We start from the raw sequence: 21361 nt of genomic DNA, 5'->3' as shown, positions 1-21361 counted from the left end.
GGCCGGCTGGCGATGCGTCCGCCGCCCCCTGTTCTTCCTTGCTAAGTCTATCGGGTTCTGGCATGCGTTTGCCTTCAGATGATGGGGTTGTGGATGGTGACGAGTTTGCGGCCGTCGGGGAAGGTGGCTTCTACCTGGACGTCGTGGAGGAGGGCGGGGACGTCGGGGAGGACCTGGTCGCGCGTGAGGACGGTGCGGCCGGTGTGCATGAGGTCCGCGACGTTGGCGCCTTCGCGGGCGCGTTCGATGACCCAGGTGCTGAGGAGGGCCACGGCTTCGGGATGGTTGAGGCGGACTCCCCGGGCCAGCCGGTCGCGGGCGACCATGCCGGCCACGGAGAGCAGCAACTTCTCGACGTCGGCGGGCGTGAAGTTCACGACCGCACCGCGGGTTGGGCGGGCAGGACGTGGTCGGAGACCTTGTCCGTGCTCAGGCACAGCGAGCACACCGCCGCGTCGTGCGTGGCGCACGCGGTCATGTCCGGCCGCTCGTACTCCTGCCGGCACACATGACACGTCAGCACCGCGCCCGACGGGTTGCCGTGCTCGTCGTACATCGGGAGGTCCAGCCCGTCGTCCGTCCGCCGCAGGTAATACTTCCCGCGCGTGAGCACCGCGAGGATCGGCGGCAGTACGACGGCCAGACCGATCGCGACGAGTGGTGAGTACGGCCGGATCGCCTCCCCGAGCCCGCCGAAGAAGACCAGGATCGACACCCCCGCCGCCGCGGCCATCGACACGAACCCGACCGGGTTGACCGCGTACAGCATCCCGCGCCGGAACTCGGGCTGCAGCGGCGACAACCGCAGCAGGTACTTGTTGAACACGATGTCGGAGGCAACGACCACGATCCACGCCATCCCGCAGTTCGCGTAGAACCCGAGGATCGTGTTGAGGAAGTCGAACATGTTCGCCTCCATCAGCACCAGCGCGATCACCAGGTTGAACCCGAGGAACACCAGCCGGCCCGGATAGTGCCGGGTCAGCCGCGTGTACGAGTTAGTCCAGGCCAGCGAGCCGGAGTAGGCGTTGGTGACGTTGATCTTCACCTGGCTGATCACGACGAGGACGACGGCCAGCGTGATCGCCAGCCACCCGGGCAGGAAGCCGTTGTAGATCTCCAGGAACTGGTGCACCGGCTGGTTCGCGATCCCCGACGAGTCCGCGACGTTCGCGATCAGGTAGACGGCCAGGAACAGTCCGATCACCTGCTTCAGCGCGCCGAAGATCACCCAGCCCGGACCGGCGAGCAGCATCGCGGTCCACCACCGGCGCGAGTTCTCCGGCGTCTTCGGCGGCATGAACCGCAGGTAGTCGATCTGCTCCGCGATCTGCGCGATCAGCGACAGGCACACCCCGGCCGCCAGCAGCATCGAGCCGAAGTCGGCGTCCGGGCCGTACGACAGGAACGTCGACACCGAGGACGGGTGCGACACGAGCAGGTAGCCGAACGGCAGCACCATCAGGATCAGCCACAGCGGCGTCGTCCACACCTGCAGCGTCGACAGCACCTTCATGCCGTAGATCACCAGCGGGAAGATCACCAGCGTGGACACCGCGTACCCGAGCCACAGCGGCACGTGCAGCCCGAGGTACAGGCCCTGCGCCATGATCGAGCCTTCAAGCGCGAAGAAGATGAACGTGAACGACGCGAAGATCACGTTGGTGACGACCGAGCCGTAGTACCCGAATCCGCTGCCGCGGGTGATCAGGTCGAGGTCGATGTTGTACCGCGCGGCGTAGTACGCCAGCGGCAGGCCGGTCGCGAAGATCACCACCGCGAAGATCGCGATGCCCCACAGCGCGTTGGTGGTGCCGTACGCGATCCCGATGTTCGCGCCGATCGCGAAGTCGGCCAGGTAGGCGATGCCGCCGAGGGCCGAGACGGCGACGACGCCGGTCGACCACTTCCGGTAGCTGCGCGGCGCGAACCGAAGGGTGTAGTCCTCGAGCGTCTCCCTGGTCGCGGTGGTCGGTGTCGGGGCAGCGGTGGTGCGGTGCTTGATGGAGGGGTCGAGCGAGGGTTCAACAGACATGGGCGAACTCCTGCGGCACCTTCGGGCGAGCGGTGCTCCGGCGGCGCCGGCGACGCTGCCGGCGGGGGATGCACCCGAATGGAAGGAACCTAGGAACGCCGTGTTACCTGTGTGTTGCCGAGCTGCTACGTTCCTGTATTTCCATCTGGAAGTACTTTGAAAGCATCGCCTCGAGATTGCGCTGGACCTCGGTAAGCCGGTCGGCGACCGTGCAGCCGACCGGGGAGAGCGCGGTGATGACCCGTCGCTTGTCACTGGGATGGACGCGGCGCAGCACCAGGCCGCGTTCGACCAGCTTGTCGACGTGCCGGGTGAGGCTGGCCGCCGGCAGTACGGCGGACTGCGCGAGGACGGACATCGGCTGCCCGGGCTCCTCGTGCAGCGCGGCCATGATCCGCCATTGCTCGATCGTCAGCCCGAACTCGCCGAGCAGGGGCTGCAGACCCAACTCGAGCTGCCGCTCCATACGCTTCAGCAGCAGTAGCACGCCGCGCCACCTCCTCGGTTAAGGTGCTCGGAAATATAACCGGTGGATCCCAGTTCCGCCGCATCTTCATCCACAGGTGGGCGCGGACCGGAGGAGGTGCCAGTGCGGCGTACCGACGTACTGCCGATCGCCTTCGTCGTGCCGATGCAGGGGCCGACCGGGATCTACGGGCCGTCGTGCCTCGCCTGCGGTGAGCTCGCGGTCGAGCAACTGAACGCGCGCAACGGTATCGCCGGCCGCCGGGTCGAGCTCGTCCGGGTGGATGCCGGACGCCCGCCCCAGGTCGTCGCGGAGGAGGTCGGCCGGCTGGTCGACGAGGGCCGGGTCGAGGCGGTCGCCGGCTGGCACATCTCGGCGGTCCGGGTGGCGCTGACCCGGCGGATCGGTGGGCGGGTCGTGTACGCGTTCGCCGCGATGCACGAGGGCGCCGACGACACGCCCGGCGTGTTCATGCTGGGCGAACGCCCGGTGAACCAGTTGCTCCCGGCAACGCACTGGCTTCGCGAACACCACGGCGCCCGCCGCTGGGTGGTGGTCGGCAACGACTACGTCTACCCGCGGGTGACCGGCTCCGTGGCGCGCGAGGCCTTGCAGGACACCGGGTCCGAGATCGTGCACTCGACGTACGTCCCGCTCGGTACGGCGGACTTCCGGGACGTGATCGACGGTCTGCGCGCGACCGACGCCGACGGCGTGATCATGCTGCTGATGGGCCAGGACGCGGTGCACTTCAACCGCCAGTTCGCCGCCGGCGGCCTGAGCGAGCGGCTACTGCGGCTGAGCCCGGCGATCGAGGAGAACACCCTGCTCGGCGCCGGACCGGGTGCGAACCACGGCGTTTACGCCGCCGCGGCGTACTTCGACAAGCTGACGACCGTCGAGAGCAGCGAGTTCGCCCGGCAGTACTACACACGCTTCGGGGCGTTCGCGCCCGCGTTGAACGCGGTCGGCGAGTCGTGCTACGAGGCTATCCGGTTCCTCGCCCGCCTCGGCGAGGTCAGCGGCTCGATCGCGATGTCGGCCGCGCTCCCGAGCGGGCACTTCTACGCCAGCCCGCGCGGCCTGCTCCGGCTGGACGGCAATCTGGTCGACCAGGACGTCTACCTGGCGGTCGCGGACGGGCTCGAGTTCACGATCCAGGAGCAGATCGCACGCACCCACTAACCATTGTGAACCGATGAAGTGGTTAGGTGGAGGCATGGAACTCAGTGAGCGGTTCGGATGGGAAGGCCGATCGATCGCGTGGGGCCGGGCCGGGAACGGTCCGCCTGTGGTGTTCTGCCACGGCACGCCGTTCTCGTCGCGGGTGTGGTCGCGGTACGCCGACGCGCTGAGCAGCGACTTCACGGTGTACCTGTGGGACATGCCGGGGTACGGCGCCTCGTCCAAGCACCCGGAGCACGCCGTCGACTTCGGCGTCCAGGCGAAGGCGTTCGCGGCGCTGCTGGCGGAGTGGGGCCTCGATCGGCCGCGCGTTGTCGCGCACGACTTCGGGGGAGCGGTCTCGCTGCGTGCGACGCTCGCCGAGAAGGCGACGTACGCCTCGCTGTTGCTCGTGGACGTGGTCGCGATCCCGCCGAGCGGTTCGCCCTTCTTCCGGTTCGTGCAGAAGTATCCGACGACGCTCGACGAGTTGCCGCCGTACATCCACGAGGCGATCGTGCGCGCCTACGTCGCCAACGCCAGCCACCGCGGACTGCGGCAGCCGGAGCTGGACGAGCTCGTGGCGCCGTGGCTGACCGCCGACGGGCAGCCCGCGTTCTACCGGCAGATCGCGCAGTACGACGAGCAGTACCTCGTCGACAACGAGCGCACCGTCGGTGAGCTGGACATCCCGGTCAAGGTGGTGTGGGGCCGCGACGACGCCTGGATCCCGACATCGACCGGCAAGCGGCTCGCGGACCTCATCCCCGGCGCGCCGTACGTCGAGGTTCCTGACGCCGGCCACCTCATGCAGTACGACGCCCCGATCGCGCTGGCGAGTCTGCTGCGGGAGTGGCTGTAACAGGCGGGTGTATTTCTGGCGGCGCCTCGGGCATCTTTTAACAGGTGACGAGATCTGCGGTGGTGGTTGGTGGCGGGATTGTCGGCCTGGCTGTGGCGCGCAGCCTGCAGCGGCTGGATCCCGGCACGTCGGTCGTCGTGCTCGAGAAGGAGCCGGCGGTCGGCGCGCACCAGACCGGGCACAACTCCGGCGTCGTGCACTCGGGGCTGTACTACCGGCCCGGCTCGCTGAAGGCACGGTTCGCGGTCGCGGGCGGTGCGGCATTGCGCGAGTACTGCGACGAGAAGGGCATCCCGCTCGACGTACCGGGCAAGCTCGTCGTCGCCACGACCGAGTCCGAGCTGCCGCAGCTCGACCGGCTGTTCGGCATCGGCCGCGAGAACGGCGTACCGGTCCGGCGGCTGACGCTCGACGAGGTCGCCGAACGTGAACCGCACCTGCGCGTGCGGGGCGCCCTCGCGGTCGACTCGACCGGGCGCGTCGACTTCAAGCTCGTCGCCGCGGCGCTGGCGGACGACGTCCGCGCGGCCGGCGGCGAGATCCGGACCGGGGTGACCGTGACCGCGGTCGAGAACGCGGGCTCGACGGTCCGGGTTCGTACGACGGACGAGATCATCGAGGCGGAGCGCGCCGCGGTGTGCGCCGGCCTGCACAGCGACCGGCTCGCGCGGGCGTCCGGTCTGGAGCCCGGTGTCCGGATCCTGCCGTTCCGCGGCGAGTACAGCGAGATCGTTCCCGGGCGTGAGCACCTGGTCCGCGGCCTCGTCTACCCGGTGCCGGACCCGGACCTGCCGTTCCTCGGCGTACACCTGACCCGCGGCATCGACGGCACCGTCCACATCGGGCCGAACGCCGTACCTGCACTCGCCCGCGAGGGCTACTCGTGGTCGAGGATCGTGCCGCGCGACGTGTGGGAATCGATGACGTACCGCGGCTCGTGGAAGCTCGCGCGCCGCTACGCGCGGACCGGGGCGAAGGAGATCACCCGGTCGCTGACGGGCCGCGCGCTGGTCCGCGAGGCACGGCGGATGCTTCCGGAGCTGCAGGTCGCTGACGTACGACGCTCCGGCGCCGGCGTCCGGGCCCAGGCCGTGACCCGCGACGGCAAGCTCGTCGACGACTTCCTGTTCCTCCACGACGGCCGCGCCCTGCACGTCCTCAACGCACCGTCGCCCGCCGCCACGGCCTGCCTGGTCATCGGCGACCGGATCGCCGAGGAACTCACCGCCGACCGGACCTGACGGTCAGCGCGGGTTGTGCTGCGGTTCCAGGTCGATCTCGACGATGCGGATGCGGACCCGCGGGACCCGGCCGGTGGCCGCCTCGACCGCCGCGGTGATCGCGCTGTGGACCGCGCTGCCGACCTCCGCGGCTTGGTGATCGACAGCCGTGACGATCCGGGCGTCGATCTGGACACCGCCGTCGGCGTCCAGGGCGACGTCGATCCCGGCCACGTCGGGCACCGGGCGGCCGGTCGCGCGCTCCCACGCCTGAGCGGCGAGCTGCTTGAGCAGACCGACCAGACCCGGCTGCAGCCGGACCACGCCGGCCACCGACCGAGCCGCGACGGCGGCGGTCTCCGCGAGTGCGATGCGTTCGACCTCGACGTCGCTCACCGCGGATCGGCCCAGACGTCGACGACCTCGAAGTCGAGCTGCTCGAGTTCGTACCCGACCTGACCCCGCAGCGCGGCCGCGACGCGTTCCCGAGCCTGCTCGAGCGCGGCGACCTGGCCGGTGCCGAACTCCAGCGCGACGGTCATCGACACGTTCACCGCCTCGGGCCGCTCCGTCACCAGCTCGATCCGGCACTGCCGCGCCCTGATCCCGGCGACCCCGTCCACGACGTACCGCAGGACGGCGGCCAGCGCGGTCGTCGACAACTCAACCTCCGCCGCACCGGTCGGCAGCGGCAGCGTGCGGCCGAGGTTCACGTCTGCGCGTACGGCGGTCATGATCCGGTCCAGCAGGCCGGTCGGGACCTCGGCCGGGTCGTCGACCAGGAACGCGGTCGCCTCCGCCAACTGCTCGAGGCTCGCACGGGCCGTCCGGCAGTGCGGGCACTCGGTCAGGTGCACGCTCGGCGTACCGCCGTCCAGCTCCTCCCACACCTCCTCGACGCTGCGTCCGCACGCGAGCGGGTGCAGGCCGTCGACCGGAGTACCAGGTGTCATCTCCATGGCTTCATCACCTCCGCGAGCTCGGCGCGGGCTCTGGCTATCCGTCCGCGGACGGCGGTCGGCGTCGTACCGACCAACTCGGCGATCTCCTGGTAGGACCGGCCGTGGACCTCGCGTAGCAACCAGCAGGCACGCTGCTGCGGAGGTAGTTGCCGCAGCGCCTCGGACAGCGCGGTCATCGCGGCGCTGGTGCCCGCCGACCGTGCCGGGTCGGCGTCGGTCGCCGGGTGGTGTTCGTCGAGGTCGACGGTCGGCCGGCGCCGCCGCAGCGCGGTGAGGCACTTGTTCGTGGCGGTGCGGTAGAGCCAGCCGCCGAACGCGGCGTCGTTCTGAATCTCCGGCAGCCGCCGCCACGCCGTCACGAACGTCTCCTGGGCGATGTCCTCGGCCTCGCCGCTCGCGCCGTCGAGCATCCGCAGGCACAGGCTGTAGATGCGTTGCTGGTAGCGCCGCACCAGCAGCTCGAACGAGGCCGGGTCACGATCGCGGGCGCGCGCGACCAGCGTCGCCTCGTCGAGCTCGGTGAGCGCGGCGCGCCGGGTGCCGCCGACGGTCATCGCGGCTCCTGGTGGTTCATGCTGTGGGGACGACACCGAGGGCACAGATGTCACGGTAACCTCCCGGATCGGCGGCGTGAGCCATGTCACGCTTGGGTGTCGCGTGACGATTCCGGTCGTGCTGATGTCGAACCGGCGTACGGGCACCACCGCTGACGAGAAAGGCAGCAGCCGATGACCGAAACCGTGACCACGAAGAGCGCGCCGAAGCGCCCGGAGGTCGTTGCCAACGGCACCGGACCGTCGAGGACCGACGCACCGGGAGGCACCGTGGCGACCGGGCGGACGACCATCGCGGACGTGGTGGTCTCGAAGATCGCCGGGATCGCGACCCGCGAGATCGAGGGCGTGCACGCGCTCGGCGGCGGCGCCGCCCGCGCGGTCGGCATGCTCCGGGAACGCATCCCGGGCTCGCGCACCAACCTCTCTCAGGGCGTCTCGGTCGAGGTCGGCGAGAAGCAGGCGGCCGTCGACATCGAGCTGGTCGCGGAGTACGGCGTGAGCATCGCCGACCTGGCCGCCGCGATCCGCGGCAACGTGATCGCCGCGGTCGAGCGGATGACCGGGCTCGAGGTCACCGAGGTGAACATCACCGTCAGCGACGTGCACCTCGAGGGTGACGACGAGGACGAGGACGCCGGCGAGGCCCCGGCCGAGCGGCGCGTCCAGTAACCAGGTTCCAGTTCCGAGAGCACGAGGAGAGTTCGTGAGCACGTCGACGATTGGGCTGTTCGCCGGTTTGCTGATCGCGATCGCGGCGGCGGCCGGTGGGTTCGCGGGCTTCCTGCTCGCGCTCGTGCTGGGCACGGCCGGGTTCGTGGTCGGCCGGTTCGTGTCGGACGGCACGAAGGGGATCGACGACCTGCTCTCGCGGCGCGGCCGTGGCTGAGCTGACCGCGTCGCCTCGGCCGACCGGGCCGGATGCGTTGCCCGGGCTGCCCGCGGCGGCGGTTCCCGAACCGGCCTCGGTCGCGAACGGGGGCGATCGAGGCCGGCTCGAGATCGCCGAGCGGGCAGTCGAACGGATCGCGGAGATCACCGCCCGCAACCACGGCGCGGTACTCCGGCGGGACGCCGTACTCGGCCGCGGCCTGCCGAAGGCACGAGCCGTGATCGCGGGCCGCCGCACCCGGATCGAGGTCCAGGTCGCCGCGGCCTGGGGCCGCCCACTCGCCGAGGTGGCGGCCGAGGTTCGGCGCAGTGTCGCCGCCGACATCGCGCGCTACACCGGTCTCGGGGTCGACCGAGTCGACGTCGACATCACCACAGTCGGAGCCACGGACGGAGGTGCGGTCGGAGGTGCGGTCGGAGCCGTTGGTAGCGCCGACGGGCAGGCTCCGGCGGCGAAGAGTCCGGTCGCGGCGCCGGCTGCGGCTGCTGTCGGTATCGTCGCGGCGTTCGTCCTGGTCGGGATCGGCGTCGTCGGGATCGCGGAGATGCTGCGTACGGCGGGACTCCTGCGTGGCCAGGTGATTCCCCCGGGCTGGTTCGGCCGGACCTTCGCGCTCGAGCCCGCGGGCTGGCTGCGACCGGTGGGGATCGCGGCCGTCGTGCTCGGTCTGCTGGTGCTCGTCGTCGCGGTGAAGCCCAGGCGCCGCACCCACCTGGCCGTGCAAGGACCCGACACCATCGTGTGGATCCGCTCCGCCGACGCCGCCCGCCTGGCCGCCGACGGCGCCGCGAAGGTCGATTCGGTGACCGCGGCAACGGTCGCCGCCAAGCGCCGGCGCCTACGCGCCACCGTCACCCACTTCGGCGATCCGGCCCGCGTCACAGACGAGGTCGGTACGGCGATCGACGACCGCATGCGCACCGTCAGCCCGCGCCCACGGGTCCGGATCGACCTCCAGGAGGACTGACATGCGCCGCGGAGTCATTGCCCTCGACCGGACCGTCGGCATCGCGGTAGCGCTGCTGCTCATCGCCGCGGGCGGGCTCGCGCTCGCCTGGTGGTACGGCGTCCTGCCGGGCGCACCCGACGCGGTCGAGATCACCGGACCGGCCGACCCGACGGGTGCCTCATGGTGGCCTTGGGCAACAGGTGCTGCGGGCATCGTCCTGGTTCTGCTCGGGCTGTGGTGGCTGCTGCGCCACCTGCCGCGCCGAGTCAACGGCCGCTTCGAACTGCCAGGCCCCTCCCAGGACGGTCGCTTGCACGCCGACGCACACGCGGCCGTCGCCGCGGCAGCGCGCGATCTCACCAGGCTCCCCGGGATCCGCGACGGCTCGGGTCGCATCGTCGCCGACCGCGGACAGCTCGTCGCGGACCTCCAGTGCACGCTGGAGCCCAGCGCCGACCTCGAAGCCGTCCACCAAGCAGTGACGAGAACCGCCGCCGACCTGCACGCAGTACTAGGCCTGCCGCACCTCCGGCACCGCATCCGGCTGCGCGTCGCCCGCTCGGACAAGACCGCAGCGCCGCCTCGCGTCGTCTGAGCAAAGGCGTCTGAGCAAACACGTCACACTGGCGCAACAGCCGGGCAATCTCGGTCGGGGACGCTGTGAGGCATGGACTCGTTGCGTACGACGCTCACCGGTGGGACCGCCTGTGACGTGTGCGGGCGGCTGCCGCATCCACGCCGGCTGCGGCTCACGCTGGCGAAGCTCGTGGCGATCGCCCCGGTGGAGCTGGCGTTGCACGCGGTGGTGCTCGGCGCGCATCCGCCGTACCTGGTGTCGGTCGCGCTGCTGGCGAGCGTGACGACGGCGTTGGTGATCTGGGTGGTGGAGCCGTCGACGATGCGGCTGCTGCGGTCATGGCTGCACGCACCGAAGGTCCGTCCACGACAGGGGACCGGGACGTTGTGGCGGATCCGCGTCACCCTGGACGACCGCGCGGGCTCGTTGGAGCACGTCACGCGGGAACTCGCGGACCTCGACGCCAACATCCTCGGCCTGCACGTCCACCCGATCGATGCCGGCGTACGGGACGAGCTCGTGGTCTCGACACCGGACGGGACCACGGCCGCGGACCTGGAGGAGGCGGTCGAGGCAGCCGGCGGACGCGAGACCCACGTCTGGCCGACGACCGCGCTGGCGCTGGTCGACGGGCAGACGAAGGCGCTGAGCCTGTCCGCGCGGGTCGTCGCCGATCCGGCCGAGCTCCCACACGCCGTCGCGGAACTGCTCGGCGCGCAACTGGTCACCGACCGCGCGACACTGGCCGGTCAGCTGCCGTACGACGGCACGGTCCTGAAGGTACCGTCGCCGTGGACGGGCCTGTTCGTGTTCAGCCGCCCCGGCGAACCGTTCACCCCCGCCGAGTCCGCCCGCGCCCACCGCCTCGCGGAACTGGCCGAGGCCGCTCAAACCATCAGCAGCTGAACGAACTACCGGACGAAGCTGATCGGCTGGATCACCTCGATCCGGACGCCGACGTGATGGCAGGTGGGAAGGTCGTGATAGACCTCCCAGCTGTCCCCGGACGCGACGGCGCCCGCGGCACGCAGCCACTCCTCGATCGCGTGGTAGGTCTCGTCGAGCTTCTGGTCCGGGTCGGTGTGCCAGACCGCGAGCACCGGCCCGCGGGGCAGCACCGACCGCTCGACCGGCCCGCAGTCGTCGATCGGCGCGGCGACCGGGAAACCCGCCTCGGCCGCGATCAACCCGTCCGGCAGCGGATGGCAGCGCGCGAACGGGTACCCGCTCGGAGCGATCCCGTGATGCCGCAACTGCTCGGCGACGACCGCGCAGGCCGACGGAGCCCAGTCCTCGACCTGGCCGGGCACCAGGACGGCCCGCCGGACGGCGGCCGGTTCTTCGCTGTGCAGTCTGACCTGAGGCATCGGCACCACACCAACGGTCATCGGACAACGGCGACCGGCCAGGGCGCCGGTCGTCAGCTCAGTTGTTCATCGTACGACGCAACGGTCCGCCCGCGGTACGTTCCGAACCCGCAGCTCACCGGGCGGCGAGGACCTCCACGGACTGGCGGGCGATCTGCCACTCCTCGTTGGTGGGGATGACCAACACAGCGACCGGGCTGTCGTCGGCGGAGACGACGGGACCGGACGGATCGGCGTTCCGCGCCGGGTCGAGGCGGATGCCGAGCGCTTCCAGGCCGTCGAGCGCCGCGGCGCGGACCTCGGCGGAGTTCTGGCCGACGCCCGCGGTGAACACGATCGCGTCCACCGTGCCCAGGACGGCGTAGTACGCGCCGATGTACTTCTTCAGCCGGTAGCAGTACACGTCGAACGCGAGCTTCGCCGCCTCGTCCCCGTCCGCCCGCCGCCGCGACACCTCGCGGAAGTCGTTGACGCCGGTCAGGCCCTTGAGCCCGGACTCCTTGTTCAGCGCACGGTCGGTGTCCTCGGCGGACCGGTCCGCGACCCGCGCGAGATGACCGTGGATCGCCGGGTCGAGATCACCCGACCGGGTGCCCATCACCAGGCCCTCCAGCGGCGTCATCCCCATCGAGGTGTCGACGGACTTCCCGGCGCGGACGGCGGTCGCGGAGCACCCGTTGCCGAGATGCAGGACGATCACGTTCACGTCCGCGGGATCCCGGTCGAGCAGCCGCGCCGCCTGCTCGGACACGAAGGCGTGCGACGTGCCGTGGAACCCGTACCGCCTGATCCCGTAGTCGTCCAGCCAGGACGCCGGCACCGCGTACGTGTAGGCGTACGGCGGCAACGTCTGGTGGAAGGCGGTGTCGAAGACCGCGACGTGCGGCAGGTCCGGGAACAGCCGCCGGGCGACCTCGATGCCCTCGAGATTCGCGGGGTTGTGCAACGGCGCGAGCGGGACCAGGTCGGTGACCGCCGCGATCAGCTCGTCGTCCACCAGCGCGGGCGCCGCGAACCGATCGCCGCCGTGGACGACGCGGTGGCCGACCGCCAGGATCTCCACCGAGTCGAGCGCCGGCCCGTGCTCCTCGAAGGCCCGTACGGCGGCCTCGAGCGCGGCCTCGTGGTCGGCCACCGCCTGGGCGTCCTCGGCGTCGCCCGACGGGCCGTGGTGCACGTGCCGGCTCTGGTCCTCGCCGATCTTCTCGACCAGTCCCGACGCCACCGCATCGCCGGAGTCAGTGTCCACCAGGCTGTACTTGAGCGACGACGATCCCGCGTTGATCACCAGCACGTGCTCGTTCATCGGGCAGCTCCCTGCTGGGCCTGGATCGCGGTGATCGCGACCGTGTTGACGATGTCCCGGACGGTGGCGCCGCGGGACAGGTCGTTCACCGGTTTCCGCAACCCCTGCAGGACCGGTCCGACCGCGACCGCGTTCGCCGAGCGCTGGACCGCCTTGTACGTGTTGTTGCCGGTGTTCAGGTCCGGGAACACGAAGACCGTGGCTCGCCCGGCCACGGGGGAGTCCGGCAGCTTCGTGCGCGCCACCGCGGCGTCGATCGCGGCGTCGTACTGGATCGGACCTTCGACGAGCAGCCGCGGTGCGCGTTCGCGGACGATGGTGGTTGCCTTCGACACCTTCTCGACGTCGGTGCCGGCGCCGGACGTGCCGGTCGAGTACGACAGCATCGCGATCCGCGGCTCGACCCCGAACGCGACGGCGGTCTCGGCGGACGAGATCGCGATGTCCGCGAGCTGCTCGGCGGTCGGGTCAGGGTTCACCGCGCAGTCGCCGTACACCAGGACCTGGTTCTGCAGGCACATGAAGAACACCGACGACACCACGGAGACGTCCGGCACGGTCTTGACCACCTCGAGGGCCGGCCGGATCGTGTGCGCGGTGGTGTGGACGGCGCCCGACACCATGCCGTCCGCGAGCCCCAGCTGGACCATCATCGTGCCGAAGTACGACACGTCCTTCACCAGCTCGCGCGCCCGGTCCAGGTCGACGCCGCGGTGCTGCCGCAGCCGGTGGTACTCGGCGGCGAACCGTTCGGCGAGGTCGCTGTTCTCCGGGAAGACGACGTTCGCAGCGGTCACGTCCACGCCAAGGGACGCGGCCTTCGCGCTGATCGTGGTCGGGTCGCCGAGCAGCGTCAGGTCCGCGACACCGCGCCGCAGCAGTACGTCGGCCGCGCGCAGGATCCGCTCCTCCTCGCCCTCGGGCAACACGATGTGCCGGCGGTCGTCGACGGCCCGGTCGACCAGTTGGTGCTCGAACATCAGCGGCGTCACCGCGCTGCTGCGCGCGAGCGCGAGCTGGTCGAGCAACGCCGTACCGTCGACGGACCGGTCGAACAGCGCGAGCGCGGTGTCGATCTTGCGCGGCGCGTCCTTGGTGAGCCGGCCGCGGACGGCGGTCAGCTTGGCGGAGGTGGCCTGCGTACCGAGCTCGGTCTCGATGATCGGCAGCGTGACGCCGAGGCCTTCGATCAGCCGCTGCACCTGGTCGGGAAGGGCGAAACCGCCGTTCAGGACCACGGCGGCGATCTGCGGGAAGTTCCGGGAGGCGTGCGCCATCAGGACGCCGAGCACGACCTCCGGGCGGTCCCCGGCGGTGACCACCGCGGCGCCGTCGAAGAGCCGGTCGAGCACGTTCGGCATCGTCATGCCGGCGATCATCAGCCCGGTCACCTCGCGGGTCAGCAGCTGCGGGTCGCCGCTGAGCAGCCGGCCGTCGATCGGGGCGAGCAGGTCGGCGACTAGCGGCTGATTGAGCACAGGCTCCTCGGGGATCGCGAACGCCGGCGCGCCGATGCCGTCGAGCGCCGCGACCAGCGACTTGCCGTCCCCGTCGTCGACCCGGTTCGCGATCACCGCGAACAGCGAGCCGTGGTTCGCCGCGAGCTCGGTCGCGGCCATGTCCGCGATCGCCCGGACCTCCTGCGGGGTGCGGCCGAAGCCGTTCAGCACGAGCAGCACCGGCGCGCCGAGGTTGGCGGCGATCTTGGCGTTGAAGGAGAACTCGGTCGGCGTCCCGACGTCGGTGTAGTCGCTGCCGACGATCAGCACCGCGTCGGCCTGCTCGGCCACCGCGTGGTAGCGCTGCACGATCGTGTCCAGCGCCGCGACCGGGTCCTCGTGGACCTCGTCGTACGTCACGCCGACCCCGTCGTCGTACGACTGGTCGACAGCGTCCTGCGAGATCAGCAGCTCGAGGACGTAGTCGCGGCCGCCGTGGGTGGCGGTGTCCGCCCGCACGATCGGCCGGAACACCGCCACTCTGCCCACCCGGCGCGCCAGCTGATGCAGGAGCCCGAGAGCAACCGTCGACTTCCCGGTCGTGCCCTCCACCGACGCAACGTAGACACTGCTACCCATACCCGGCACCCTACGGAACCCAGGGAGCCGATCGGTGGTGCAGGGTCAGGCGGGGCGCGGCGTGAAGACGGCGAACTGGTTGCCGGACGGGTCGCGCAGGTACGCGAAGCCCGGCGTACCGCCGCCGCTGCCGAGGCGCTTGTTCACCACGGTCCCACCGAGCTGCTCGGCATCCGCGCACGTCGCCTCGACGTCGGCGACCAGGATGTAGAAGACAGCGTGGTTGGGCAGTTCGCCGTTGGTCGCGAACAGGCCGCCCATCGGCCGGTCCGCACCGGGGGCGGTGATGTTGCGGTAGTCGAGGCCGCCGGACGTCTGGCTCCCGGACGACTCGAAGGACCAGTCGAACAGGCTGCCGTAGAACTTCTCGGTGACGTCCGGCGCGTCGGTCGCGACCTCGAACCAGGCCAGCGTGCCGGGGGCGGGAGTGCTCATGGATCTCTCCTCGGATCGACTCGGATCGTGCAGTGTGAGCCACGTTCCCAGCGGTCCGCGACAGCCCTATGTCGGTGTTGGGGAGAGGTCCTCGGGGTGTAGTGCGGCTTCTGGGAGCTTGGTTTCGAGGCCGGTGACCTCGAGGCGGCGGACGGGGGGTGGGCGTTGGGGGAGGGTTGCGGTGCGTTCGGCCTTGGTGATGCGGTCCATGCGGAAGACGCGTTCCTCCTGGCGCAGCCGGCACCAGGCGGTCAGGTACGAGCCGTTCGGACCGACGACGACGTGCTGCGGCTCGATCTCGCGGAGCGTCTCCACCCCGCCGACGTCGGTGTACGCGATCCGCAGGACCTGGTTGTCGCGGACCGCGCGCCAGATCTGCTCGGCGACCTCGCCGTCCGGGTCGGGCACCGGCTGCACCAGCAGCCGCACCTTGGCGGCCGCCGTCCGCGCCTCCTCGAGATCTCGGGGCGGCATCGCGGCGACGATCTTCTGCAGCGCGGTCCGCGAGTCCCGGGCGAACAGCACGTGGTCGCCGCGGCTGAGCGCGATCGCCACCGCCATCGCCTCGCGCGCCGTGAAGTTCAGCGGCGGGAGGCTCATCGAGCGGTCCACCGAGTACCCGCCGGCGCGGCCCTGTTTCGTCGCCAGCGGTACGCCGGCCTGCCCGAGCGCGCTGAGGTCGCGCTCGATCGTCCGCACGCTGACCTCGAACCGCGCCGCCAGCTGCCGCGCCGTACGACCTCGGGGTCCCGCCGCGCGCAGCTCCTCGGCGAGCGCGTACAGCCGATCGATCCGGTTCATGTCTCGCAGGCTAGGCGGGCCCACCGACAGTTCAGCCGACCTGCTCCTCCGCGAGCGCGATGATGACGCCCTGCGGCCCGCGCAGGTAGCAGAAGTGGATCGACGGCCCGTACTCCTCGATCCGGCCGACCAGCTCGCCGCCGTGCGCCTTCAGCCGCTCCACGGTGTCGTGGACGTCGTCGACCGCGAACATCAGGTTCCGGAGGCCGAGCGTGTTCGGCGGCGCGGACGGCTCCAGGGTGGACGCGAGCGGCGAGCGGTACGTCGTCAGTTCGAGCTGCCCGTGCCCGTCCGGGGTGCGGAGGAACGCGATGTCCGCGACGACGTCCTTCATCCCGCACACACCGTCCACCCAGTCGCCGGACACCGTGGTCTCGCCGACGAGCTCCATGCCGAGCTCGAGGAAGAACGCCTTCGCCGCCGCGAGATCCTCCACCACGACGCCGACGTGGTCCATGCGCTTGATCGCCATCTGTCCTTCTCCTCCGGGTAGGTGCTGCAACTTACCCGGAGGACGAGGCCACGGCGGCGTTCTCTACATCCATTACTGCGGGAGTTCGGCGCCGGTGCGCTCGGCGTACAGGTAGGTGGCGTACCAAGCCGGCCAGTTCTCGTCGGCCTGGCCGGTGCGCGCCTCGTGCTCACCGTGGGCGGTGGCAGCGCGGCGGAGCGCGGCCTCGAGGTCCTCGATCGACGTGTAGGTGGCGTCGCTGACCCGGCCGGGCAGGCGCGTGGTGACCTCCTGCAGCAGCCAGGTGTTGCCGTCCGGGTCGCTGAACGTCGCGAACGAGCCGTAGCTGGACCGCTCGTCCGCGGTCCCGGCCACTCGCCCGTCGGCGGCACCCGGTACGAACTGGGCGCCCGGCGCGCTCGGGTGGAAGACCTCGCTGACCTTCGCGCCCTGCGCGAGCAGTTCGGACCGCGCTGCCTCGATGTCGGCCACGACCAGGTAGAGACCCTGCGCGGTGCCCGGCTCGGCCGACGTGATGTTGCTGCCGAACTGGACCGACGCGGGGGAGCCCGGCGGCGTGAACTGCACGACCCGGAACCCGTTGTCGAACGCGAAGTCCGCGTCCAGCCGCCAGCCGAGCGCGCTGTAGAACTCCTTCGAACGGTCCACGTCCGCGACCGGGACGACGACGGCTTCGAACTTCAGGTCGGTGCTCATGACTTCCTCCTGGGAATCAGCGTCTTTCACTGAGCCCCAATCTGCCGCCCCGGCACCGCCGTCACACCAGGGAGAATCCCTGGTCGACCCCGTGTGTGCTCACCCCGGTCAGCTGGAGTGCGCTCTAGACTGCCGTCGCGTGGACCACCAGATCGTCCTGATCGCCGGTGCGGGGCTCGCCATCATGATCGCGGCGTCGGTGTTCGCGCGCCGGACCGGTGTCGCGGCGCCGCTGTTACTGGTCGCCCTCGGGATCGGGGCCAGCTACCTACCGGGTACGCCGACAATTCACATCGAGCCGGAGATCATCCTCGCGGGCGTCCTGCCGCCGCTGCTCTACACGTCGGCCGTGAAGCTCCCGGTCCTCGACGTACGGCGCAACTTCGGGCTGATCTCGTGGTTGTCGGTGGTAATGGTGATCCTGTCGGCGCTGGCAATCGGCGGGGTCGTACACGCGCTGTTCCCGAACATCTCGTTCGCGCTCGCCACGGCGCTCGGAGCCGTGGTCAGCCCGACGGATGCGGTCGCGGCGACCGCGATCGGGCACCGGCTCGGGCTGCCGCCCCGCCTGATGACCGTGCTCGAGGGCGAGAGCCTGGTCAACGACGCGTCCGCGCTCGTCGTCCTGCGGACGGCGGTGGCGGCGCTGGCCGTCACCGCGCATTTCAGCCTCGGCCACACGGTCCTCGACTTCGCCTGGGCGGTCGTCGGTGCGGTCCTGGCCGGCGCGATCGTCGGCTGGCTCACCGTCGTACTGCGGCAACGCCTGGACGACCCGGTGCTGAACACCACGATCTCGTTCGCCGTGCCGTTCCTGGCCTACTTCCCGGCCGAGGAGGTGCACGCCTCCGGCGTCCTCGCGGTGGTGGTCGCCGGCCTGCTGACCGGGGCGCTGGGCAACAAGCGGTTCAGCGCCCGCGACCGGCAGACGCAGTCGACGACCTGGACGACGATCAGCTTCATTCTCGAGAGCGGCGTGTTCCTGGCGATGGGGTACCAGTTGCCGGAGCTCGTCGACGACGCCCGCGCGGAGACGACGCTGGGTGAGATCACGGCACTCGTGCTGCTGGTGGTGGCGCTGCTGATCGCGTTGCGGTTCCTCGGGCTGGCGTGGCCGTTCCTGCGAAGTCGCCGCGGGCCGGGGCGTCACGAGCAGGTGCGGGCGCAGCTGGACCAGTTCGAGGAGCACCTCGACGCGCTGGAGCCGTCGGGAGCCCGGGGGGAGAACCGGCTTGCCTGGGCGCGTCGGCGGCTCGCGCGCGGTCGCGCCGACGCAGACTTCGAGGAACGCGAGCCGATCACGGGCCGCGGGCTGCTGGTGCTCGCCTGGGCCGGGATGCGCGGGGTCGTGACCGTCGCCGCCGTGCAGACCATTCCGGCCGGTACGCCGCATCGCGCCACGGTGGTGCTGGCAGCCTTCGTCGTCGCGCTGATCACGTTGGTGCTGTTCGGGATCTCGCTGCCGGCGGTGATCGCGCGGATGCGGTTCCGTCCGGAAAGCACCGAGGACCGGCGGGACTCGGTGCAGGAGCTGATGCGGCAGATCGGGGAAGCGGCGATCGACGCGGTCGGCCCACTCGAGGAGCAGACCGTCGACGGCGAGCCGCTGGACCCCGACGCCGTGCACATCCTGAAGGACCGCATCGTGCCCCGGCTGGTCTCCGGCAGCCGGGAGCTCCGGCAGACCAAGCCGGACACCCGCGAACAGCTGAGCGTCATCCAGCGTCGCTACCTGGACGCCATGCGCGAAGCCCTCAACACCGAACGCAGCATCGGCGCCTACAGTTCCGAGACCTACCGCCAGGTCCAGACCTTCCTGGACACCGTCGAACAACGCTTCACCACGACCTGACCGGCTAGCCGCGCAGGTCCAGGCGCATCAGGATCCGCGGGTGGCCGGCGAGGGTCGACGTGGTGTCGGCGGCCTTGGTGAAGCCGGCGCGCTCGAAGTTCTTGCGGATCCCGGCGTACGCCATCGTCAGGTCGACCTTGGCGTCGCCGTTGTCCAGCGGGTACGCCTCGACGACCGGCGCGCCGTTGTCCCGGGCGAACTCGACCGCGCCGGTGATCAGCACGTGCGAGATGCCCTGCCCGCGGTGCCCGGGCCGGACGCGCACGCACCACAGCGACCACACCGGCAGGTCGTCGACGTGCGGGATCTTCCGGTTCCGCGCGAACGTGGTGGCCGCGCGCGGCGCGATCGCGGCCCACCCGACCGGCGTGTCCCCGTCGTACGCCAGCACTCCCGGTGCCGGCGTCTCGCGGCACAGGCCGGCGACGTACTCAGCGCGCGCCGGCCCCCGCAACTCGTTGTTCAGCTTCGACGGGATCCGGTAGCTCAGGCAGAAGCACACATTGGCCGTCGGCGACTTCGGCCCGATCACATCCCGCACGTCCTCGAAGACGTTCGCGGGCCGTACCTCGATCATGTGTGCTCCTCCCCGGTCAGTGCTGGACGTCGTACGTGAGCTTCTGGATGCCGTTCGCGTACGACTCGCTCGACGTCAACGTGAGCTTGACCTTGTCGCGGTCGGCGTCGCTGAACAGCCGCTTGCCGGCGCCGAGCAGGACCGGGAAGACCAGCAGGTTGTACTGGTCGATCAGGCCGGCGTCGGACAGGTTGCGGTTCAGCGTGGCGCTGCCGTTGACGATGATCGGGCCACCCTCGGTCTCCTTGAGCGCGGCGACGTCGTCGAGGGAGCGCAGGATGGTGGTCTCGCCCCAGTTCGACACCAGGTCGCTGTCCTTCAGGGTGGTCGAGACGACGTACTTCGGCATCGCGTTGTAGCCCGCGAACTCCTCGGTCATTCCCGGCCAGACCGGCGAGAACGCCTGGTAGCTGACCCGGCCGAGCAGCAGCGCGGTGGCCTGCTCCTGCTCCTCGCCCTTGAGCGCGTACGCCGCCTCCTCGAACGGGATGTCCTTGAACGTCCAGCCCGAGTTCCGGTACCCGGGCTCGCCGCCGGGCGCCTCGACCACGCCGTCGAGGGAGATGAACGCGGTGGTGATCAGGGTACGCATCTGGTGCTCCTTGAGAGTGTCGTTGAGGTGCTTGTGCCTGGGCGTCGTGCGAAGTGCGGGCCGATCGACATCCGTAAAATGTGACGCCGGTCACTCCGTCCGGATGATCCAGGCAGCGGAGCCGAACTGGACCCCGTCGGCGGTCTGATGCGCCTTGAGGGTCTCGCGGAGCGCGGCCCGCGCCCGGTCGCCATCGGCCGGATCGAGCCCGGCCAGTAGGGTCTGCGGCTCGCGGAGCTGGAGGACGTTCTCGTACGCCGACTCGACGTCAGGACCGTAGTACAGCGGCTCGCGGAGGGCGGTGAACGTCGGCTCGGTGAAGCCGGCGTCCGTCATGAGCCGACGCGTGGTGTCGGGATCGCCGAGCGAGAACGGCGAGTCGTCGCGGAAGGAACCGCCGATCGCCTCCGGGATCGCGCGGGCCCACTCGTTCTCGGCCCGCGGCTGCCAGACCAGGAACACCACGCGCCGCGCGGCGCGCCGGAGATTCCGGAAGGCGCGCGCCGGATCGTCGAAGAACATCACCCCGAACCGGCTGATCACCACATCGACGGGCTCGAAGTCGTACGTCGTCGCGTCCGCCAGCACGTACCTGACGTTGTCGTCGCTCGTGTTCGCCCGGGCGTGCTCGAGCATCCGCTCCGCCACGTCCACTCCCAGCACCGCACCCGGCGCCGCGTCCCGGCCGGCGTCCCGCGTCGTCTGCCCCGCCCCGCACCCGACGTCGAGCACGCGATCACCCGGGCGGATCCCGCACGCAGTACGGAAAGCCTCCCGGTAGCCCCTCAACTCGGCGTCGTAGTCGAACACGCCCCAAACACTAGAACGCTCCGCCGACAAAGACGATGCGGTTACCGTCGGGGTCTTCGGCGTCGGATCCGCCGGCAGCACTCGCCAGGCCCAGGTGGCCGATCGAGCTGGTTGCCGAGGGCAAGAGCCGGACCGCGTCCGAGCCCAGCCGAAACGTGTCGTCGGCGACCCGTTCCATCCCGAGATGGCTGCCGTAGAACTCGACGGCGGCCGCAAGATCAGGCGCCGCCACACCGACGTACGCCAGCCCTCGCACCCGCCCCGACGTGATCGGCGGCACGCGGAACTCCTCGGACCGCTGCAGCAGCTCGACGCGCACCCCGTTCGGATCCGCCAGGAACGCGAGCCGTCCCTGCCCGCTCCCGGCCACCCGCGGCGCCGAGATCTCGCCGTACCCGAGCCCGACCAGCCGCGCGTAGTCGCCGTCGAGGTCGTCGGTCATGAACCCGATGTGATTCAGCCCGTACGACGCCTGCGCGGCCGGCTCCCGGTGGTGCAGCAGTTCGACCAGCCCGGTCGCCAGCTGGATGTGCACCCGGTCGACACCCGGTCCGCTCATGAACAACCGGTCGACCACCTCGGCGCCCAGCTCGCCGTAGAACGCCAGCGTCGCCTCGAGATCACGCACCGGACCGCCGACGTGATTGAGCTCGTAGATCACGAGCTCAGGCTAGCAAGCGTTTTCCGCGAACGT

26 protein-coding genes are annotated in these 21361 nt (G+C 70.6%); 9 read left to right on the top strand and 17 right to left on the bottom strand.

From position 1 onward, the window contains the following. Window positions 1-74 precede the first annotated feature (74 nt). From ABN611_RS33780 to ABN611_RS33770, 3 genes are all read right to left on the bottom strand, one after another. Complete coding sequence (locus tag ABN611_RS33780) at window positions 75-377, bottom strand: urease subunit gamma (protein ID WP_350276345.1); 303 nt, start codon at window positions 375-377, stop codon at window positions 75-77. Continuing rightward, window positions 374-2035 carry a hypothetical protein gene (locus ABN611_RS33775; RefSeq protein ID WP_350276344.1) on the bottom strand — a complete coding sequence of 554 codons (1662 nt, stop codon included), beginning with the start codon at window positions 2033-2035 and terminating at the stop codon, window positions 374-376. Before ABN611_RS33775 ends, ABN611_RS33780 begins: the two co-directional genes overlap by 4 nt. 103 nt (window positions 2036-2138) lie before the next feature. After that, entirely contained in the window at window positions 2139-2522 is a 384-nt protein-coding gene (locus tag ABN611_RS33770; RefSeq protein ID WP_350276343.1) for a MarR family transcriptional regulator, read from the bottom strand. A 102-nt stretch (window positions 2523-2624) separates the two neighbouring features. Here ABN611_RS33770 and ABN611_RS33765 point away from each other — a divergent pair, with 102 nt between their 5' ends. From ABN611_RS33765 to lhgO, 3 genes are read left to right on the top strand one after another with little or no spacing between them, the layout of a single operon-like run. Continuing rightward, entirely contained in the window at window positions 2625-3686 is a 1062-nt protein-coding gene (locus ABN611_RS33765) for a substrate-binding domain-containing protein (protein ID WP_350276342.1), read from the top strand. A 34-nt stretch (window positions 3687-3720) separates the two neighbouring features. Continuing rightward, the gene (locus tag ABN611_RS33760; RefSeq protein WP_350276341.1) at window positions 3721-4527 is read left to right on the top strand and encodes an alpha/beta hydrolase; all 807 of its coding nucleotides are present in this window, start codon (window positions 3721-3723) and stop codon (window positions 4525-4527) included. A gap of 44 nt (window positions 4528-4571) precedes the next feature. Next, the gene (gene lhgO / locus ABN611_RS33755) at window positions 4572-5768 is read left to right on the top strand and encodes an L-2-hydroxyglutarate oxidase (protein ID WP_350276340.1); all 1197 of its coding nucleotides are present in this window, start codon (window positions 4572-4574) and stop codon (window positions 5766-5768) included. Between the two features lie 3 nt (window positions 5769-5771). Here the strand turns inward: lhgO and ABN611_RS33750 are convergent, their stop codons facing one another. The 3 genes from ABN611_RS33750 to ABN611_RS33740 are packed head-to-tail and all read right to left on the bottom strand — an operon-like array spanning window position 5772 to window position 7263. Next, on the bottom strand, window positions 5772-6143 hold the full coding sequence (locus tag ABN611_RS33750; protein ID WP_350276339.1) for an Asp23/Gls24 family envelope stress response protein: 372 nt from the start codon (window positions 6141-6143) through the stop codon (window positions 5772-5774). Next, on the bottom strand, window positions 6140-6706 hold the full coding sequence (locus tag ABN611_RS33745; RefSeq protein ID WP_350276338.1) for an Asp23/Gls24 family envelope stress response protein: 567 nt from the start codon (window positions 6704-6706) through the stop codon (window positions 6140-6142). Before ABN611_RS33745 ends, ABN611_RS33750 begins: the two co-directional genes overlap by 4 nt. Next, window positions 6697-7263: a sigma-70 family RNA polymerase sigma factor gene (locus ABN611_RS33740; RefSeq protein WP_350276337.1), complete on the bottom strand. Its 567-nt coding sequence runs from the start codon at window positions 7261-7263 to the stop codon at window positions 6697-6699. The genes ABN611_RS33745 and ABN611_RS33740 overlap by 10 nt, the downstream gene beginning before the upstream one ends. 174 nt (window positions 7264-7437) lie before the next feature. On the opposite strand from ABN611_RS33740, the gene ABN611_RS33735 reads away from it, so the two are divergent. The 5 genes from ABN611_RS33735 (at window position 7438) to ABN611_RS33715 (ending at window position 10587) form a co-directional block, all read left to right on the top strand. Then, a complete protein-coding gene (locus ABN611_RS33735) occupies window positions 7438-7935 on the top strand; it encodes an Asp23/Gls24 family envelope stress response protein (protein WP_350276336.1) in 498 nt (165 codons plus the stop codon). Between the two features lie 34 nt (window positions 7936-7969). Then, the gene (locus ABN611_RS33730; RefSeq protein WP_350276335.1) at window positions 7970-8152 is read left to right on the top strand and encodes a DUF2273 domain-containing protein; all 183 of its coding nucleotides are present in this window, start codon (window positions 7970-7972) and stop codon (window positions 8150-8152) included. Continuing rightward, window positions 8145-9122 (top strand): DUF6286 domain-containing Asp23/Gls24 family envelope stress response protein, encoded by a 978-nt coding sequence (locus tag ABN611_RS33725; protein WP_350276334.1) that lies wholly within the window; start codon window positions 8145-8147, stop codon window positions 9120-9122. Before ABN611_RS33730 ends, ABN611_RS33725 begins: the two co-directional genes overlap by 8 nt. A 1-nt stretch (window position 9123) precedes the next feature. Continuing rightward, window positions 9124-9699 carry a hypothetical protein gene (locus ABN611_RS33720; protein WP_350276333.1) on the top strand — a complete coding sequence of 192 codons (576 nt, stop codon included), beginning with the start codon at window positions 9124-9126 and terminating at the stop codon, window positions 9697-9699. Window positions 9700-9771: 72 nt separating this feature from the next. Further along, window positions 9772-10587 carry an ACT domain-containing protein gene (locus ABN611_RS33715; protein WP_350276332.1) on the top strand — a complete coding sequence of 272 codons (816 nt, stop codon included), beginning with the start codon at window positions 9772-9774 and terminating at the stop codon, window positions 10585-10587. Window positions 10588-10592: 5 nt separating this feature from the next. Here the strand turns inward: ABN611_RS33715 and ABN611_RS33710 are convergent, their stop codons facing one another. The 7 genes from ABN611_RS33710 to ABN611_RS33680 form a co-directional block, all read right to left on the bottom strand. After that, window positions 10593-11048 (bottom strand): GyrI-like domain-containing protein, encoded by a 456-nt coding sequence (locus ABN611_RS33710; protein WP_350276331.1) that lies wholly within the window; start codon window positions 11046-11048, stop codon window positions 10593-10595. A 115-nt stretch (window positions 11049-11163) separates the two neighbouring features. After that, window positions 11164-12354: an acetate kinase gene (locus ABN611_RS33705; protein ID WP_350276330.1), complete on the bottom strand. Its 1191-nt coding sequence runs from the start codon at window positions 12352-12354 to the stop codon at window positions 11164-11166. Next, entirely contained in the window at window positions 12351-14432 is a 2082-nt protein-coding gene (gene pta / locus ABN611_RS33700) for a phosphate acetyltransferase (RefSeq protein ID WP_350276329.1), read from the bottom strand. Before pta ends, ABN611_RS33705 begins: the two co-directional genes overlap by 4 nt. A gap of 45 nt (window positions 14433-14477) precedes the next feature. Beyond that, a complete protein-coding gene (locus ABN611_RS33695; protein WP_350276328.1) occupies window positions 14478-14867 on the bottom strand; it encodes a VOC family protein in 390 nt (129 codons plus the stop codon). A 66-nt stretch (window positions 14868-14933) separates the two neighbouring features. Further along, entirely contained in the window at window positions 14934-15668 is a 735-nt protein-coding gene (locus tag ABN611_RS33690; RefSeq protein WP_350276327.1) for a WYL domain-containing protein, read from the bottom strand. Window positions 15669-15699: 31 nt separating this feature from the next. Beyond that, a complete protein-coding gene (locus tag ABN611_RS33685; RefSeq protein ID WP_350276326.1) occupies window positions 15700-16140 on the bottom strand; it encodes a VOC family protein in 441 nt (146 codons plus the stop codon). A 72-nt stretch (window positions 16141-16212) separates the two neighbouring features. Then, complete coding sequence (locus ABN611_RS33680) at window positions 16213-16836, bottom strand: VOC family protein (protein WP_350276325.1); 624 nt, start codon at window positions 16834-16836, stop codon at window positions 16213-16215. Window positions 16837-16975: 139 nt separating this feature from the next. Here ABN611_RS33680 and ABN611_RS33675 point away from each other — a divergent pair, with 139 nt between their 5' ends. Next, complete coding sequence (locus ABN611_RS33675; protein ID WP_350276324.1) at window positions 16976-18688, top strand: sodium:proton antiporter; 1713 nt, start codon at window positions 16976-16978, stop codon at window positions 18686-18688. Between the two features lie 4 nt (window positions 18689-18692). On the opposite strand, the gene ABN611_RS33670 is transcribed toward ABN611_RS33675, so the two are convergent. From ABN611_RS33670 to ABN611_RS33655, 4 genes are all read right to left on the bottom strand, one after another. After that, window positions 18693-19265 carry a GNAT family N-acetyltransferase gene (locus tag ABN611_RS33670; RefSeq protein WP_350276323.1) on the bottom strand — a complete coding sequence of 191 codons (573 nt, stop codon included), beginning with the start codon at window positions 19263-19265 and terminating at the stop codon, window positions 18693-18695. Between the two features lie 16 nt (window positions 19266-19281). After that, complete coding sequence (locus ABN611_RS33665; RefSeq protein WP_350276322.1) at window positions 19282-19857, bottom strand: dihydrofolate reductase family protein; 576 nt, start codon at window positions 19855-19857, stop codon at window positions 19282-19284. Window positions 19858-19947: 90 nt separating this feature from the next. Further along, window positions 19948-20667: a methyltransferase domain-containing protein gene (locus ABN611_RS33660; RefSeq protein WP_350276321.1), complete on the bottom strand. Its 720-nt coding sequence runs from the start codon at window positions 20665-20667 to the stop codon at window positions 19948-19950. Between the two features lie 10 nt (window positions 20668-20677). Then, on the bottom strand, window positions 20678-21328 hold the full coding sequence (locus tag ABN611_RS33655; protein ID WP_350276320.1) for a VOC family protein: 651 nt from the start codon (window positions 21326-21328) through the stop codon (window positions 20678-20680). Window positions 21329-21361 lie beyond the last annotated feature (33 nt).

The organism is Kribbella sp. HUAS MG21 (assembly GCF_040254265.1).
In the GTDB taxonomy this organism is placed as follows: domain Bacteria; phylum Actinomycetota; class Actinomycetes; order Propionibacteriales; family Kribbellaceae; genus Kribbella.
Note: the sequence above shows the minus strand (reverse complement) of the source record. Positions and strands in the feature narration are given on the sequence as shown.

Excerpts from the sequence above, each read along its gene's own strand:
- ABN611_RS33690 (WP_350276327.1), bottom strand. The coding sequence starts at position 15,668 with ATGAACCGGATCGATCGGCTGTACGCGCTCGCCGAGGAGCTGCGCGCG.
- ABN611_RS33775 (WP_350276344.1), bottom strand. The coding sequence starts at position 2,035 with ATGTCTGTTGAACCCTCGCTCGACCCCTCCATCAAGCACCGCACCACC.
- ABN611_RS33680 (WP_350276325.1), bottom strand. The coding sequence starts at position 16,836 with ATGAGCACCGACCTGAAGTTCGAAGCCGTCGTCGTCCCGGTCGCGGAC.
- ABN611_RS33705 (WP_350276330.1), bottom strand. The coding sequence starts at position 12,354 with ATGAACGAGCACGTGCTGGTGATCAACGCGGGATCGTCGTCGCTCAAG.
- ABN611_RS33760 (WP_350276341.1), top strand. The coding sequence starts at position 3,721 with ATGGAACTCAGTGAGCGGTTCGGATGGGAAGGCCGATCGATCGCGTGG.
- ABN611_RS33685 (WP_350276326.1), bottom strand. The coding sequence starts at position 16,140 with ATGGCGATCAAGCGCATGGACCACGTCGGCGTCGTGGTGGAGGATCTC.
- ABN611_RS33720 (WP_350276333.1), top strand. The coding sequence starts at position 9,124 with ATGCGCCGCGGAGTCATTGCCCTCGACCGGACCGTCGGCATCGCGGTA.
- pta (WP_350276329.1), bottom strand. The coding sequence starts at position 14,432 with ATGGGTAGCAGTGTCTACGTTGCGTCGGTGGAGGGCACGACCGGGAAG.
- ABN611_RS33745 (WP_350276338.1), bottom strand. The coding sequence starts at position 6,706 with ATGGAGATGACACCTGGTACTCCGGTCGACGGCCTGCACCCGCTCGCG.
- ABN611_RS33740 (WP_350276337.1), bottom strand. The coding sequence starts at position 7,263 with ATGACCGTCGGCGGCACCCGGCGCGCCGCGCTCACCGAGCTCGACGAG.
- ABN611_RS33695 (WP_350276328.1), bottom strand. The coding sequence starts at position 14,867 with ATGAGCACTCCCGCCCCCGGCACGCTGGCCTGGTTCGAGGTCGCGACC.
- ABN611_RS33735 (WP_350276336.1), top strand. The coding sequence starts at position 7,438 with ATGACCGAAACCGTGACCACGAAGAGCGCGCCGAAGCGCCCGGAGGTC.
- ABN611_RS33715 (WP_350276332.1), top strand. The coding sequence starts at position 9,772 with ATGGACTCGTTGCGTACGACGCTCACCGGTGGGACCGCCTGTGACGTG.
- ABN611_RS33670 (WP_350276323.1), bottom strand. The coding sequence starts at position 19,265 with ATGATCGAGGTACGGCCCGCGAACGTCTTCGAGGACGTGCGGGATGTG.
- ABN611_RS33665 (WP_350276322.1), bottom strand. The coding sequence starts at position 19,857 with ATGCGTACCCTGATCACCACCGCGTTCATCTCCCTCGACGGCGTGGTC.
- ABN611_RS33710 (WP_350276331.1), bottom strand. The coding sequence starts at position 11,048 with ATGCCTCAGGTCAGACTGCACAGCGAAGAACCGGCCGCCGTCCGGCGG.